18 protein-coding genes and 1 tRNA gene are annotated in these 14555 nt (G+C 52.9%); 9 read left to right on the forward strand and 10 right to left on the reverse strand.

The features are described 5' to 3' along the window. Nucleotides 1-502, forward strand: a 502-nt coding sequence (locus L5220_RS12970; protein ID WP_499574036.1) for an RNA-guided endonuclease InsQ/TnpB family protein, incomplete at its 5' end; no start/stop codon positions are given. A gap of 11 nt (nucleotides 503-513) precedes the next feature. Here the strand turns inward: L5220_RS12970 and L5220_RS12975 are convergent. Together L5220_RS12975 and L5220_RS12980 are read right to left on the reverse strand one after the other, a co-directional pair. Further along, nucleotides 514-1329, reverse strand: a complete 816-nt coding sequence (locus L5220_RS12975) for an ABC transporter ATP-binding protein (protein ID WP_499574038.1) — start codon at nucleotides 1327-1329, stop codon at nucleotides 514-516. Next, nucleotides 1319-2569 carry an ABC transporter permease subunit gene (locus L5220_RS12980; protein ID WP_499574040.1) on the reverse strand — a complete coding sequence of 417 codons (1251 nt, stop codon included), beginning with the start codon at nucleotides 2567-2569 and terminating at the stop codon, nucleotides 1319-1321. The genes L5220_RS12975 and L5220_RS12980 overlap by 11 nt, the downstream gene beginning before the upstream one ends. Nucleotides 2570-2913: 344 nt before the next feature. Here L5220_RS12980 and pyk point away from each other — a divergent pair, with 344 nt between their 5' ends. The 6 genes from pyk (at nucleotide 2914) to L5220_RS13010 (ending at nucleotide 8622) form a co-directional block, all read left to right on the forward strand. Beyond that, a complete protein-coding gene (pyk, locus tag L5220_RS12985) occupies nucleotides 2914-4350 on the forward strand; it encodes a pyruvate kinase (protein WP_099799657.1) in 1437 nt (478 codons plus the stop codon). A gap of 69 nt (nucleotides 4351-4419) precedes the next feature. Beyond that, complete coding sequence (locus L5220_RS12990) at nucleotides 4420-4911, forward strand: type I-MYXAN CRISPR-associated protein Cas6/Cmx6 (RefSeq protein WP_499574041.1); 492 nt, start codon at nucleotides 4420-4422, stop codon at nucleotides 4909-4911. Then, nucleotides 4902-5294: a CRISPR-associated endonuclease Cas3'' gene (locus L5220_RS12995; RefSeq protein WP_499574053.1), complete on the forward strand. Its 393-nt coding sequence runs from the start codon at nucleotides 4902-4904 to the stop codon at nucleotides 5292-5294. The genes L5220_RS12990 and L5220_RS12995 overlap by 10 nt, the downstream gene beginning before the upstream one ends. A gap of 319 nt (nucleotides 5295-5613) precedes the next feature. Then, complete coding sequence (cutA, locus tag L5220_RS13000; RefSeq protein WP_099799658.1) at nucleotides 5614-5952, forward strand: divalent-cation tolerance protein CutA; 339 nt, start codon at nucleotides 5614-5616, stop codon at nucleotides 5950-5952. An 18-nt stretch (nucleotides 5953-5970) separates the two neighbouring features. Beyond that, nucleotides 5971-7152, forward strand: coding sequence for an FtsX-like permease family protein (locus L5220_RS13005; RefSeq protein WP_448527897.1), 1182 nt, complete (start codon nucleotides 5971-5973; stop codon nucleotides 7150-7152). Nucleotides 7153-7155: 3 nt separating this feature from the next. Then, nucleotides 7156-8622, forward strand: coding sequence for a polysaccharide deacetylase family protein (locus tag L5220_RS13010; RefSeq protein ID WP_499574042.1), 1467 nt, complete (start codon nucleotides 7156-7158; stop codon nucleotides 8620-8622). An 84-nt stretch (nucleotides 8623-8706) separates the two neighbouring features. On the opposite strand, the gene L5220_RS13015 is transcribed toward L5220_RS13010, so the two are convergent. The 5 genes from L5220_RS13015 to L5220_RS13035 all read right to left on the reverse strand — a co-directional run bounded on the left by L5220_RS13015 (nucleotide 8707) and on the right by L5220_RS13035 (nucleotide 10525). Next, nucleotides 8707-9003: a hemagglutinin gene (locus L5220_RS13015; RefSeq protein ID WP_499574044.1), complete on the reverse strand. Its 297-nt coding sequence runs from the start codon at nucleotides 9001-9003 to the stop codon at nucleotides 8707-8709. 167 nt (nucleotides 9004-9170) lie between these two features. Next, entirely contained in the window at nucleotides 9171-9455 is a 285-nt protein-coding gene (locus L5220_RS13020; protein ID WP_448513651.1) for a hemagglutinin, read from the reverse strand. 15 nt (nucleotides 9456-9470) lie between these two features. Next, a tRNA-Arg gene (locus tag L5220_RS13025) sits at nucleotides 9471-9543 on the reverse strand. 18 nt (nucleotides 9544-9561) lie between these two features. Beyond that, nucleotides 9562-10281: an ABC transporter ATP-binding protein gene (locus L5220_RS13030; protein ID WP_499574046.1), complete on the reverse strand. Its 720-nt coding sequence runs from the start codon at nucleotides 10279-10281 to the stop codon at nucleotides 9562-9564. Continuing rightward, nucleotides 10274-10525 (reverse strand): hypothetical protein, encoded by a 252-nt coding sequence (locus L5220_RS13035; protein ID WP_448527893.1) that lies wholly within the window; start codon nucleotides 10523-10525, stop codon nucleotides 10274-10276. The genes L5220_RS13030 and L5220_RS13035 overlap by 8 nt, the downstream gene beginning before the upstream one ends. A 183-nt stretch (nucleotides 10526-10708) precedes the next feature. On the opposite strand from L5220_RS13035, the gene ubiE reads away from it, so the two are divergent. Further along, nucleotides 10709-11392: a bifunctional demethylmenaquinone methyltransferase/2-methoxy-6-polyprenyl-1,4-benzoquinol methylase UbiE gene (gene ubiE / locus L5220_RS13040; RefSeq protein WP_499574048.1), complete on the forward strand. Its 684-nt coding sequence runs from the start codon at nucleotides 10709-10711 to the stop codon at nucleotides 11390-11392. 4 nt (nucleotides 11393-11396) lie between these two features. On the opposite strand, the gene L5220_RS13045 is transcribed toward ubiE, so the two are convergent. From L5220_RS13045 to rpaB, 3 genes are read right to left on the reverse strand one after another with little or no spacing between them, the layout of a single operon-like run. Further along, nucleotides 11397-12593 (reverse strand): homocysteine biosynthesis protein, encoded by a 1197-nt coding sequence (locus L5220_RS13045; protein WP_448527891.1) that lies wholly within the window; start codon nucleotides 12591-12593, stop codon nucleotides 11397-11399. A gap of 5 nt (nucleotides 12594-12598) precedes the next feature. Continuing rightward, nucleotides 12599-13396, reverse strand: a complete 798-nt coding sequence (locus L5220_RS13050) for a hypothetical protein (RefSeq protein ID WP_499574050.1) — start codon at nucleotides 13394-13396, stop codon at nucleotides 12599-12601. 41 nt (nucleotides 13397-13437) lie between these two features. Then, on the reverse strand, nucleotides 13438-14181 hold the full coding sequence (gene rpaB / locus L5220_RS13055) for a response regulator transcription factor RpaB (RefSeq protein ID WP_198406053.1): 744 nt from the start codon (nucleotides 14179-14181) through the stop codon (nucleotides 13438-13440). Between the two features lie 294 nt (nucleotides 14182-14475). On the opposite strand from rpaB, the gene L5220_RS13060 reads away from it, so the two are divergent. Next, nucleotides 14476-14555: helix-turn-helix domain-containing protein (locus L5220_RS13060; RefSeq protein ID WP_499574055.1), on the forward strand; the 80-nt coding region annotated here is incomplete at its 3' end.

Here is a 14555-nt window from a genome sequence, read left to right on the forward strand (position 1 = left end):
ACGGTCGAGTCGGCGTAGATGCCGACAAATCCTGCAACGGCTGTCGGGGAGGGAGAGACGTTTTCAGCGATGGCTCAATCATTCCATCAGTGCATCCATCATTCGTGAAGCAAAACACCTCCATGCCATTGTTGCTATCGAGGATTTGACAGGCATTCGAGATAGAATCAACCAGCAACCGAGAAACACGACCGAGCGGAGACGGTCTAACAGTTGGGCGTTCTATCAGTTGCGACAATTCTTGGAATACAAGGGTATCAAGGAAGGAGTTGAGGTGGTTGCTGTACCACCCGCCTATACCAGTCAAACCTGCCATTGTTGCTTGCATATTGGGCTGAGAACTGAAAAAAAGTTCAAGTGTGGGCATTGCGGATGGATTGGTGATGCAGACCTAAATGGCGCAATCAATATTGCGCTTTTGGGGCAGTCCGTAACGCTGCCTGGAGGCTCCTGGCTAGCTTGCGAGATAGCTGGAGGGCTACAGAAAGCCTCACCCTTCTAGGGCGGGGAAGTTTACTGTCCTAGGTACGCTGTCAAGACATCAGGATTCGTTTGAATCTCACTGGGAGAGCCATCCGCAAGGTTTTTACCTTCTGCCAATACCCAGATGTGATGACACAAAGACATTATGACATCCATATTGTGCTCAATAATCAGGAAGGTGACACCATCCTGTTGATTCCACTGAAGAATATACTCGCAGATTTGATTAATGAGGGTAGGGTTAACACCAGCCGCTGGCTCGTCCAACAGAACAAGCCGCGGGCGATGCATCATCACCCGTGCCATTTCCAAGAGTTTGCGCTGACCACCGGAAAGGGCACCGGCATAGTCATTGGCTTTAGCCGCTAGTCCAACAGACTCTAAAAGATGCCAAGCACGCTGCCGTAACTCTTGTTCTTCTTGGCGAATGCGCAGGGGCTTGAGCCAACTATTCCAGAATTGTTCACCGGTTTGCCGGGGAGCCGCCAAGAGCATATTTTCTAGAACCGACAGCCGGGACAGTACCCGCGGTACCTGAAAGGTGCGCAGTAGCCCCTGCAGCGCCACTTGGTGGGGGGGTAAATGGCTAATGGGTTCACCGTCAAAGATCACCCGGCCTTGATCGGGGGGAATAAAATTGCAAAGCAGGTTAAAGAGGGTTGTTTTGCCTGCGCCGTTGGGACCAATCAGACCCGTGATACTATTGCGAGCCACTGAAATTTCGGCATGATCGACGGCATGAATGCCTCCAAAGCACTTGCACAATCCCGTTGCCACCAGCAGGTTGGGGTCAGGTGACTGAGTGACTCCACTGGAAACAGGTGCAATGGATGGTTCATCGACCAAGGCTGAGTTCCTCCTTTTTGCCCAAAATACCCTGTGGTCGCCACATCATCAAGAGGATCAAGAGCACACCAATGAGCATCATCCGCAAGGCTTCGAGGCGACCCCCATCTAGGGGAATAAAGCGTGTTAAGGCAGTATAGGCCCAAAACAGAGTGGCACCTAAGAGGGTACCCATATTATTGCCAGCACCGCCGAGCACCACAATAGTCCATGCCTGAAAAGTAATGAGGGAAACAAAGCCATCGGGGTTCACAAAGGTCAGTTGCCACGCATAAAATGACCCCGCTACTGCCGCGATCGCCCCTCCCAGCATCAAGGACTGCATTTTATACGCAAACACGTTTTTACCCAGCGCCTTGGCCACCTCTTCATCTTCACGAATGGCTTTGAGCACTCGTCCCCACGGAGAATGGATCCAGCGCTCCAATTGCCACACCACAATCGCTAGCACCAACACTAACAACCACAGCAGGCCAGCCCGATAGCTAAAATCCCACAGGCCAAGGGTTAAGGCTTGCACCACCAGTCCCACCAGCGCTGCCGCTAAGGTAGTTAAGCCTATGGGCACGATTGGAACCCCACGCCATTGACCACCCAACAGCGCGATCGCCCCGCCAAGGGTGATCAGGGTGACCACCAACGGTGCTATAGCAAGGCCACGCCCTAAACTCAGTGGTTCAAGGGTCAGCCACAACCCCACAGACCCCGCAACCAGTAGAGCAGCGTAGGCAGGCAGTCCCCAAGGGGGGAGCGATCGCCCCCGACTGTACTGGCGCTCTAACCACTGCCACCACTGCGCTGCTGCGGCCACCACTACCCCCCAGAAAATGGCAATCATCCCCAGCTTAGTCGGCAGATTCGGATCAAACTGTGCCAAAGGTAACGGAAAGCCATAGACCCCCCGCCCACCCCGGGTCAGCCAATCTTCATTCAGGGCAACCAGACGGACAATTTCCGCCATCCCAATTGTGACAATGGCCAAATAGTCCTCCCGTAGGCGCAGGGTAGCAATCCCCATCACAAACCCCAGCCCCATTGCCAGAATCACACCTGCTAGAACCGCAAAGAGCATCGGCACCCCAGCAATCCCCAGCAAAATCGTGGTGTAGGAGCCTAAGGCCAAAAACCCCACATGGCCAAAGTTAATCAGCCCTGTGTAGCCCCACTGTAAATTTAAGCCCAAACTAAAGAGGGCAAAGGTTGCGGTAAAGATACCCAAGGAAATTAGATAGCCAACCATGTGTTGCGATAGATGACTCAGTGAAGATGAGCTCAAATTACCACAGTTAAGAGAGGCTGCGGCTGTTGAAAATCTGGGTGTTACTGACTGTGGCTATGAATTCCCTCATCCCCAACCCTTCTCCTTGGGGAGAAGGGAGCTAAGAGTCTTATTCCCTCTCCGTTGGGAGAGGGCTAGGGTGAGGGCGGCGAAAGACTCAAACCCGAAAGTTATACGTCTATTCAGCAACGCCAAAATCTGGTCGAGGATGTTTAGCAAAAATTTAAGGCAAGGTGCAGTCTAGGTTACCCTGCGGGCTAAAGGTCTCCCCCTATAGTGAGTAGTAAGTTTTGCAGGTTGCTTCCATGACCTTCTCCTTTCGTCGGACAAAAATTGTCGCCACCATCGGACCTGCCAGCCGCTCCCGCGACATCATCGCGCAACTGCTCGCGGCGGGGATGAGTGTAGCGCGGCTAAACTTCTCCCATGGCGATTATCGCGATCATGCCGAAACTATTACCCTACTGCGGCAGGTGGCGAATGAGCAGGCAACCCCCCTAACGCTGCTCCAAGATCTGCAAGGCCCCAAAATTCGGGTCGGACAGCTACCATCCGGCTCTGTTGAACTGGTGGAAGGGGCGCAGGTTAATTTATTGCCCTTAGCAGAAGCAACGGAGAGCACCAGCGGCATTGGGATTGACTACCCCTACCTTGCTGAAGAAGCTCAGCCCGGAATGCAGGTGCTGCTCGATGATGGGTTAATGGAATTAGTGGTGGAAGCCGTTGCCGAAAAGGTAGTAACCTGTCGGGTGGTGCAGGGCGGTACCCTCAAAAGTCGCAAAGGGGTCAATTTACCCGACTTAAACCTGCGGTTACCATCCCTAACGGAAAAAGATCGGCAGGATATTCTCTTTGGTATTGCCCAAGGGGTAGATATTATTTCCCTTAGTTTTGTGCGCCGTGCAGAAGATTTGTGGGAATTGCGGGAATTCTTGGCGGCTCATGGTGCCAGTGATATGCCCATCTTGGCTAAAATTGAAAAGCCTCAAGCCGTAGAAAACCTAACGGCGATTTTGGGGGTTGCCGATGCCATTATGGTGGCTCGCGGTGATCTGGGGGTGGAAATGCGGGTGGAAAAAGTACCGCTGCTGCAAAAACAAATTATCCGTGAGTGTAACTACCGCTCTATTCCCGTCATTACTGCCACGCAAATGCTGGAGAGTATGATCCACAACCCCCGTCCGACCCGTGCCGAAGTCAGTGATGTTGCCAATGCCATTTTGGATGGTACCGATGCAGTGATGCTCTCAGGGGAGTCGGCCGTGGGAGCGTTTCCGGTGCGCGCCGTCCAGATGCTAGCGCGCATTGCTGCGGATGTGGAACCTCAGTTAAATTTTGAAAATATGCCCGCCTACCGCAATGATGAAACCCATGCCCTAGGTGAGGCGCTATCTACGATTGATAATATTTTGGAGTTGAAGGCGATCGCCTGCTTTACGGAAACCGGATACACCGCCACAATTGCTTCTGGTGAGCGCGTTAAGTGCATTATTGTAGCCTTTACTGATCGCCCACGGGTCTATCACTGGATGAACTTACTCTGGGGGGTCAAACCGATTTTGCTTGACACCTTGCCCCTGACCTTTGAAGGCATGATTGCCACTGCCGAAGCCCAACTCCAAGAACGTGGCATAGCCGCCACAGGGGAGAAAATTTTGATCATGGCGGGTCTCCCTGCCCAAACTCCCCAAGGAACAAATTTCCTTAAAATTCATACCATGGGAGGCGCAAGTCAGTCCTGAGTTAACAAGGATCATTCTTAGAGTAGCCCCATAAGCCATGGCCTTCAGGAGAAATAAGCAGTGAACTTTGTGGAAATTCGGTTTGCACTGGTTGGCAAAACGTTGCCTGCGGATCATGGGTATGCTCTGTACTCAGCCCTAAAACAGGTGCTGCAAGGCTCTGCCGAAGAGGCATTCTCCAAAGATTTACCTGCTGAGGTGCGGCTATGCACTATTTCTGGCATACCGGATCGAGGAGGCATGATTTATCTCAACCGCAGCTCTCGCTTTAGGTTGCGATGCCCATCAGACCAAATGCAGCTTTGGTACCGTTTTTTTCAAAATCAGGTTTTGGATATTCGAGGTCATCTGATTCGCTTGGTTCAACCGAGAATCACATTGCCCGCAGCCAGTGATACGTTGGCATCTAGGCTGGTGACGTTTAAGCTAGAAGCCATCGATCATGCGGATGTACCGCGATATTTTCTAGAGTCATGCCAGAAGGGATTGGAACGCCTAAACATCAAAGGCAAGGCGTTTATTCCCAGCGATCATGATGGAGACTTGCCAAACTGCTATTAGCAAAATCCAAGGAAACGCCGTGGAGAGGGGCCTATACCCTGACTGGACATACGGCGGCTGTTGTGGAAGCAGTGACGACCTTACTTGATGAATTGGGCAATGGATTAATCAAGCAGTTTGGGCTATCTCAGGATTTTGCAACCTTGCGGGCTACGGCGCGGCTGGCGGCGTTTCTTCATGACTTGGGTAAGGCCAATGACCATTTTCAAGCGGTGGTTCGCGGGTTCAAGAAACCAATGGACAATCCACAACTGATGCGACATGAGGCGCTATCGGTCTTGTTGGCCTGGGAATTGAGAGATTGGTTATCGACAGGGGAGGGGGATCTGATGGTGGCGATCGCCGCTGCGGGTGCCTCTACCTTTGATGCCGTAAGGCGTTGAGCACGTTGTTTATTTATTGTTGTTCCTAACACTACTACTGCCCCAGTACCAATTTTATACCCTCCCGCCGTTTATCCTCCTGTATTTCCTCCTACCATGCAAACAGGAAATCCAGTAGCATATCAGGTGATGGCACAAAATGGTTTGATGCCTGTTGCCTGTATGCCCGGAACAGTGATGATCCAAAGTATGAGTTATCCCGGCTATCCTCCATCGCCTCCTATGTGTGCTTACCCAACGCCTTACATTCCTGCGGGCAACTACTATATCCATTAGAGGTTGGGCTGGGGGGTATCGGATAGGAGCCGGTTGTTGAGCTATGGCGAGTATCTATCAGTACTGTGTTGTCATTGTAACCACTGCTACAGAGGCGGACGCAACACTGTTAGCTCAGCAACTGGTGCAAGCTCGGCTCGCTGCCTGTGTACAAATTTATCCTATTCAGTCGATGTATCGCTGGCAGGGAGAGGTTCATCAGGACAGGGAGTGGCAATTGCTCATTAAAACCCGCTATGCTCTGTTTCCGCAGGTGCGCGATCGCCTTCAGGAGTGGCACTCCTACGAGGTTCCAGAAATCATTGCCCTGCCTATCATTGCAGGTTCATCTGCCTATCTGGGTTGGCTGGAGGCGGAAACACAGGTGCCCCCCACAGAGTAAACAGAGTATAATAGCGCAATGGTTTCTCTTGCCCGTAAAAACCTGTTAGAGGACTTTAGCCGCTTTTTGGTGGCTCAACTGGGGATTACCTTTGCGGTCAGCCTAGTCACGATTCAAGCAGGCTTACTGGAGGGCTTTGGCCGTTCGGCAACCCTGCTCATTAACCAAAGCGAGGCAGATGTTTGGATTGCCTCCAGTGAGCTACGCTACTTTGGCTTAACATTGCCCATTGAGTATCAAACGGTCATTGATGCCAAATCGGTGGAGGGTGTAGCCTCAGCGGAGCCTCTGCTGATGCAGTCTGCCATTTGGCGGCGATCTGAAACAGCTAATATTGATCCGGTACAGATCATCGGTCTTGAACCTACAGGCTCATTACTGCCGTTGCGGACGGTAGCTGGCGCTTCGGTAACAGAATTAGAAAAGCCCTACACCGTGCTGGTGGATCAAATTGACCTCGATGCCCTATCAATTACTGCCCTAGACCAAACAGCTAAGATTAATAACTATCCAGCGGTGGTGCTGGGCTGGACGCGGGGGGTTAAGTCCATTGTGTCGAGTCCTTATGTTTTTACATCGTTAGAAACAGCAAACCTGTACCTGAACTTTCCCCGTTTTGATGAGAAGGAGCCGCCTCCTACCTTTTTGCCCTTGATTGAACCCAGCAGCCGCATTACCTACGTGATGGTCAAAGCGTCTCCAGAGACTAGCTTGGCTGACCTGCAGCAGCGCCTCAAGGCAGCTTTACCTAACCATACAGTTCTCAGTTCGGCGGAGCTGACACTGCTGACTCGGCGCTATTGGTTGGCCAGCACCAGTGTTGGCTTTATTTTGGGGCTTGGGGCAGGTGTTGGGATGATTGTGGGTGTGGTGATTGTGAGTCAGATTCTGTACTCCTCTGTGAGCGATCGCCTACAGGAGTATGGCACCCTTAAGGCGATGGGTGCTTCTGACTGGTACCTATACCGGATTATCATTGAGCAGGCATTGTGGATGGCGGTGCTTGGCTATTTGCCCGGCTTGGGGCTATGTTTGGGTCTAGGGATGTGGACCATGCAGGCACGGGCTATTCAAATTATTATTACGCCGCAGCTTGCGATCGCGGTTTTTAGTACTACGGTGGTGATGTGTGTCAGTGCATCACTGTTAGCTGTGCAAAAGGTGATGCGTCTCGACCCCGCCCAAGTGTTTCGAGCGTAAGTCATGCCCTATCTTTCTTTCCCATGGCCTGCGGTTACCCCAGTGGGGCAACCCATTCTGAGTGGCTGGGAGGCGCAACTGGCTGCCCTCCGACCCAGCGAACCCCTTGTGCCATCGGACTACAGTATCATTCGGGCGGGCTTCGCCTGTGCCCTACACATGCATCAACCAACCATTCCCGCCGGACATGATGGCCGTTTGATCAGCCACTTGCAGTATATGCTGGAGCACCCCCACGAAGGGGATAACCATAACGCCCAAACCTTCCTCTGGTGTTATCAACGTATGGGGGACTGGATTCCAGAGCTTGTGGCTGAGGGCTGTCAGCCCCGCATTATGCTGGACTACTCCGGGAATTTACTGTGGGGACTTCAGCAAATGGGTCAGGAGGGGGTGCTGGATGCTCTGCGCCGCATTACGGTAGAGGCGACTTATGCGCCTTACGTGGAGTGGCTTGGCACCTGCTGGGGGCACGCGGTTATTCCCTCTACTCCGATCCCTGACATTGAGTTACACCTGCGTGCTTGGCAGCATCAGTTTGTGGCTTTATTTGGGGTTGAGGCGCTGCAGCGGGTACAGGGATTTTCGCTGCCGGAAATGCACTTGCCCAATCACCCTGATACCCTGTTTACACTCGTGGAATGCCTCAAACGCTGCGGCTATCGTTGGTTGTTGGTGCAGGAGCACAGTGTTGAGCAGTTGGATGGCTCACCCCTGAGTGCCACGGCAAAATACGTACCCAATCGTCTAGTGGCGCGGAATTCTCAGGGCGAGGTTAGCGAGATCACCGTGTTGATTAAAACCCAAGGGTCAGATACGAAGCTGGTGGCGCAGATGCAGCCCTACCATGAGGCGAAGCATCTGGCGACCCATTGGTCTGGGGCGATCGCCCCGCCCTGTGTGACCCAAATTGCAGATGGTGAAAATGGCGGTGTGATGATGAATGAGTATCCCCGCGACTTTATGCCGGTGTGGCACGAGCTAAAAGCACAGGCAGCAGCAGGGGTTGTGGGACTCAACGGCAGTGAATACCTTACCCTATTAGCCGCCAAGGGGATCACTGCTGCGCAGTTTCCGCGCGTGCAAGCGGTACAGCAGCACAAACTCTGGCAATACGTCGATAGCACCTCCTGTACACCGGAGGCAGTGGCGGTAGCGATCGCCCAGCTGAGTGCCACTGACCCCCACTTTTCGATGGCCGGCACATCGTGGACAAACCACATTAGTTGGGTCAAGGGTTACGAAACCGTGCTGCAACCCATGGAGCAGCTTAGTCGTGAGTTCCATCGTCGCTACGATCCGTTAGTTGCAGCAGATCCCCAGATCACCCAAACAGCGGAGTACCAAGAAGCGCTGCTTTATCTGTTGACCTCCCAAACCAGTTGTTTTCGCTACTGGGGCAGTGGTCGCTGGACAGAGTATGCCAAAACAATCTGTGAACGGGGTCTGGCACTGTGTGCAGCAAACTGAGAGGATGTCTGGAATAGTAGCTCAGTATCAGCTAATTCACGGGATTCGCCGTGATCTGTGCTGCTTTCGTGTTGATGGCTCTTTTTAGGCACGGTCAAACCAGAGCACCTTAATCACGCTACCACCCACTAGAGTGACCAGCCCCACAATGAACGCCCATAACCTTGCATCCGTCGTCTTCTGTTGGCTACGTAGCTCGGTAACATTGTCTCGCAGCTCAGAGCGGAACGCCTCAACCTTGTCATCTAGCGCCTTAATTTCAGCCTTCACCGTTTTGAATTGCTCATCCGTTCTAGCGATGTGGACATCTAGCTTCTTATCCATGGATTGTAGTAAATCCATGATTTGCTTGGCTTCACTGGCTGCGATCTGCTCACTCATGACTTGCCTCCACTGACAAACGTAGCGGCATAGATAGCCACCGCCTTAGCCTTCCGTTGGCTACTTAAGTTAATCCCTTTAGCCGCCATCATTCTTCCTTGCTCTTGCTTCAGGATATTCCTCTTTTCACATCGCTCAACATTGTGGCTATCACCGAAGCCCATAGGTCATATCTTGTCGAACAGTGTGAGCTTCACCAACCCACCGGCCAGCAACAAAATTAACGCCACAATGAAACTCCACAGACGGTTATCGGTCGCCCGCTGCCTATCCCGTAACTCCTCAACCTTCTCATTGAGCGCCTTAAATTGCTCGTCGTTCTTCGTCTGGTTAACTTTGACTTCCATGGTCAATGCCTGGAGTTCAGACTTGACCGCTTTCATATCGCCGTGCAATTCCTTGAGAATATCCATGATTTGCTTGGCTTCACTAGCGGTGATCTGTTCACTCATGGCTTGTCTCCATTACGGACGTGGAGGGATTCGAACCCCCGACCCTCAGAACCGGAATCTGATGCTCTATCCACTGAGCCACACGTCCAGCTTATCAATCATATCACTATCCGAGATAGGCTTGCTTCACTCGTTCATCCTGCAACAGTTCTGCGCTCGTGCCACTCAAGGTAATTTTCCCAGCTTCGAGTACATAGGCGCGATCGCCCAGTTGCAGGGCAAGATGAGCATTTTGCTCTACCAAAAGTATTGTGATACCTTGCTGCCGCAGCTCTGCCAAAATCGTAAAAATGTCCTGCACCAGATTGGGGGCTAGGCCTAAACTAGGTTCATCGAGCAAGAGTAGGCGCGGGCGGCTCATCAGGGCGCGGGCAATGGCTAACATTTGCTGTTCACCACCGCTGAGGGTGCCCGCCAATTGGTGCTGACGATCCCGCAAGCGTGGAAAGCGTGTGAGTTGTTGCTCGAGATCCTGTTTCACTTGGATGGGGTCATGACGGGTATAGGCACCCAGCAAAAGGTTATCGCGAACTCCCTGTTGTGCTAATATCTGCCGTCCTTCAGGACAGTGGGCAATGCCTAGGCGGACGAGTTCATGGGGCGATCGCCGCTGTAGTGACTGTCCTTGAAAACGAATCACCCCTTGACTGAGGGGGACTAACTTAGAAATAGCCCGCAGCAGTGTGGTCTTACCGGCACCGTTTGCGCCCACTAGGGTAATGCATTCCCCCTCGGCAATACTGAGGCTGACCTCTGTCAGGGCACAGATTCCCCCATAGTGAACCGTGAGGGATTCAATCTCAAGAATCGCTGCTGTCTTAGACACTAGTGTTATGGGAGGTCTCAGATTCAATGGTACTGCTTGGGCAAACGGTGGCTTCTTCCCATTCGCAGATGGCAGCGTGTTCCGTTTGAGCCGCGGCACTGGTGACCAAGGTTGTAATTTCGCGGGGAGAAAATCCCTCCTCTAGGAGCTCCATATAGATAGGGTGAAGATTGCGCTGTAATTCTTTGAAGATGGCACGGGCACGATCGGTGTAGCGAAAATTTTGATCAAACAGGCTAGCCATAGAGCGGTTCCGGTTGCGATGATGGAAGAACGGCCACGGGTCGGGAGAACACAATTTTTATGATAAACGGCGCAGCCACGGATCATTGTTAGCTGAGTGTTGCGGAATTCCCCATCGATACGGTGGGGTAGTTTATGATGACATCCTCCTCTGTTGTTCACGCGGGGGGTGTTGGAGGTTCTGATGACCGATGTTCGGGCATTGTTTGAGCGGATTGCCCCGCTGTACGATCGCCTCAACGATCGCCTAAGTTTTGGCTTGCACCACGTCTGGAAACAGATGGCGGTGGATTGGTTACACTTAGAAGCGGGAGCTAGGGCGCTAGACCTGTGCTGTGGCACTGGAGATTTGACCCGCTTACTGGCACGGCGGGTCGGTCGCCAAGGGCAGGTGGTTGGCTTGGACTTTGCGGCGGCACCCCTAGCCATTGCCCAGCAACGCAGTTTAGGGTACCCACAAATTCAATGGGTTCAAGGCGATGCCCTTGCCGTTCCCTATGGCGATCGCACCTTTGCAGCCATTACCATGGGCTACGGTTTACGCAATGTGGCTAGTATTCCGCAGGCATTGCGGGAAATGTACCGGCTCCTGCAACCCCAAGGACAGATCGCCATTCTTGAGTTCAGCCACCCCGAGTCCCCTGCGCTTGAGCAGTTCCAAGCATGGTATCTCCAGCAGTGGGTGGTGCCAACGGCCCAAGCCCACGATTTTGGCACTGAGTACGACTATTTATGGCCAAGTATCCAAGCCTTCCCCAAACCGGCAGACCTCTGTGCCATGATTCAGGCGACCGGGTTTCACGCCATTCGACACTATCCCCTGCTCGGAGGCTTGATGGCCGTTACCCTGGCTGAGCGCGATGGGTGATGGATTATTCCCGAGTGCTAGGCGTGGTCCATGACTGTTGGGGCAAAAAGGCGCGATCGCCCGGCAAGGGAGCCACCGCTTCTGCAAGGGTAAACTCACCCTTAAGAATCCATTCCTTGAGGCGCTCCGCAATCTGCTGGCCAAAGTAAAGACTGGTGAGCGGGGCAGTACGCACAGTTTTCCCGTCGATTTTGATAGTGCCGGACTTTAATTGCGCATAGTTCACTACGCCAAAGGTGGGACGAACCCGGCGCGGAATTGAAAAATCAATAATTGGCGCCACCACGTCCTCATCGCGAATGGCGCAGCGAGCAATCACCTCTTCATCCAGCACTGGCAGGGGAATCCCCACCCCTAACATCAGGGACGCGCCATAGTTTTTGAAGTAACAGCCGCGCACCCAAAAGGGGTCCATCTGCTTGGCATCGCCAATGAGGGCAAGGGTTGCCGCTGGGCCAATGGGCGTGTCGTTTGCGAGGCGTTTTTGTAACGGGAAGTGTTGGGTTCCCTCCCAGGCAATGTAGCCAATGCCACCCCCAAGAAAAATCCGGGTGCCAATGCCCACTAAGCGCAGGTACGGATCATTTAACAGTGGTGAGAGGGCACCACTACTGGCATAAACCGCATTGCCTAACTGGGGCTGGAGCGGGCCTAAATAGGTATAGAGGGGGCGATCGCCACCATTGACCCCAACAATAAAGTTCTGGTACAGATTGCGTGGATTGTAGAGGTAAAACTGGTTAATCGTGTCCTTGCTAATCATGGTTTCCAGACTGGCGCGCGGATAGCAGTCAGTGACGTGCCCCAGCGCCCGTAATGGGATAGCCTTGCCCGCAATCAAATCCGCAATGACATGACCGCCGCCGCGCTCCCGCAGGGTATCCGCTTCCCCTCCCTCCGGATTCAGATCCACAGACTGCGCCGCTCCCAAATAGAGATCAACGGCGCCAATGCCACTGTAGGCAGGAATGCCATCTAACCAGCACTGCCGCAGTTTGAGGGGGGGATCCGTCGGGCCAAGGTTAATGATGGCACCGGAGGACTCCATTGGCTCAAAGGTACCCGTTGTAATGACGTCCACCTGCTGGGTGGCTTCGGCCACAGTAAGGCTCTCGAGGCGTTCTTTGAGTTCTGCCAACGTCCAGACGGTAGCATGGCCACTGCGAATCTTGGCATTAATTTCGGCAATAGTGCGCTCCACGATCGTTACCGCAAATCTTCAGGGTGGCGAATTTGCCAACTGCCATCGGGAAGGCGAGAGACCTCCCCCCCCAAGCGTTCAATATTTTCAATGGCGGTTTCGCGGGAGCGATCGCTCACAGCATTCACCAACGCCCAAATCCAAGCGTTAATTTGCGCCATGCGACTATCGGGGTCATTGCGGAGGGTCTGCGCCAGCGATCGATAGTAGGGCGCCGCCTCCCGAATGTGTGGGTCTGTTTGTAGTTCTGCCCACTCCGCCGCGCGATCGTAGGATTGAGCCGCCGCCAGCCCCTGACCTAAAAAGAGCAACTCATCCATGGCCCGAAACACCCACACTAGGTACGCACTCGGTTGATAGTGGGGGTCGAGATGGGTTAAGCCCTGCGCCATGAGTTCTACCGATGTTTTGGGCTGACTGGCATAGACCGTGATTGCCGTTGAAAGGTAAGGGTAGCTTTGGACAAAGCGCGGATCCTTCGCTACAATCACACGAAAAAAGGCAGGCACCTGATCATAGCCAGTGACACGGCGGGCATCAGAGTCACCAAAAAATTGCAAAAACTGTAGGAACGCCCAATCACTCACAAGATTATCAAACCCCAAGGCTGGTAGCTTCGCCAAGGCCTCCATCTGGGCAATGGTCTGGGCAGTTTGCCGCTGGTATTCGGCCTCCGTAAGCACTTGCCCCGATGGGTCTTGCAGGGTCTCTAGGGATCGCCGTTGCATAATGGCCACACTGCTGAGTGCCACCAGTGTCACTGCTAAGCCAATGACATCAGACCATCGCCAGCCGCGTTTCATGATATACCCGCCTCTGGATGAGGGAATCACACTAGGACGAACTACTGGGCTTTATTCAGCATTTCACCGGGTTCGATAATGCGCTGAAATAGATACCCCGTCCCCCGCGCCGTGAGAATTAACTCCGGATTACTGGGATCTTCCTCTAGCTTAGCCCGTAGTCGGGAGATATGAACATCTACGACCCGGGTATCCACGTGCCGCTCCGGCGTATAGCCCCATACCTGCTCAAGAATTTCCCCCCGAGAAAACGGCTCCCCGGAACGCCCCACCAGCAGTTCCAAAAGCATAAACTCCATTCCCGTTAGGCGAATGCGCTCATCCCCTTTATACACCTGCCGCTTATTGGTATCGATGCGAATATTGCCAATCTGAATGACACCGGAACTGGGAATACCTGAGGTGGTGGTCTTTTCAATGCGCCGTAGAACCGAGCGAATCCGCGCTTCTAGTTCCTTGGGCGAAAAGGGCTTGACCACATAGTCATCTGCCCCAAGTTCCAGACCCGTGATGCGATCGGCCACATCCCCCAACGCCGTGAGCATAATGATCGGCACGTCGGACTCTTTACGCAGTTCCTGACACACGCCATAGCCATCTAACTTGGGCATCATCACGTCCAGCACAACTAAATCAGGCTGTTCGTGCCGAAATGTGGTTAGAGCTTCCTCGCCATCAGCCGCCGTAACCACGGTGTAACCAATCATGGATAGGCGGGTTTCGAGGATGCGGCGAATACTCGCTTCATCGTCAACGACGAGAATTTTCTCTTTATGGCTCTCCAAAGTGATGAATACTCCCTTCTCAAGAGGACAGGATTTACAGCAGTTTAAATGGGAATTTTTTGTACTCTATCATTTTTGTGCCAGCTCCAGAAAGCCCTCTAGCTCTTCCTGAGCGCCGATTGTAAGATTTTTCTACCAACTTTAGCCTTTAAGATTTTTTAACAAATGTCGCAAGAAGTCGCCGATTCTACCGCAGGTGAATCGTGGGATGAATGGCGACCCATAAATCAACGTGCGTAGCACATCCTCTTTGCTATCTGGTAGGATATTATCAGTAACATCCAAAGACGCTAAATGTTGCAAGCGTACAAGTTCAGAGCCTATCCAACCCACGAGCAGAAATTAGCCCTAGCCAAGAGCTTTGAGATCGGAAG

This window comes from Synechococcus sp. PCC 6716 (assembly GCF_022570815.1).
GTDB classification, from domain to species: domain Bacteria; phylum Cyanobacteriota; class Cyanobacteriia; order Thermosynechococcales; family Thermosynechococcaceae; genus Thermosynechococcus; species Thermosynechococcus lividus.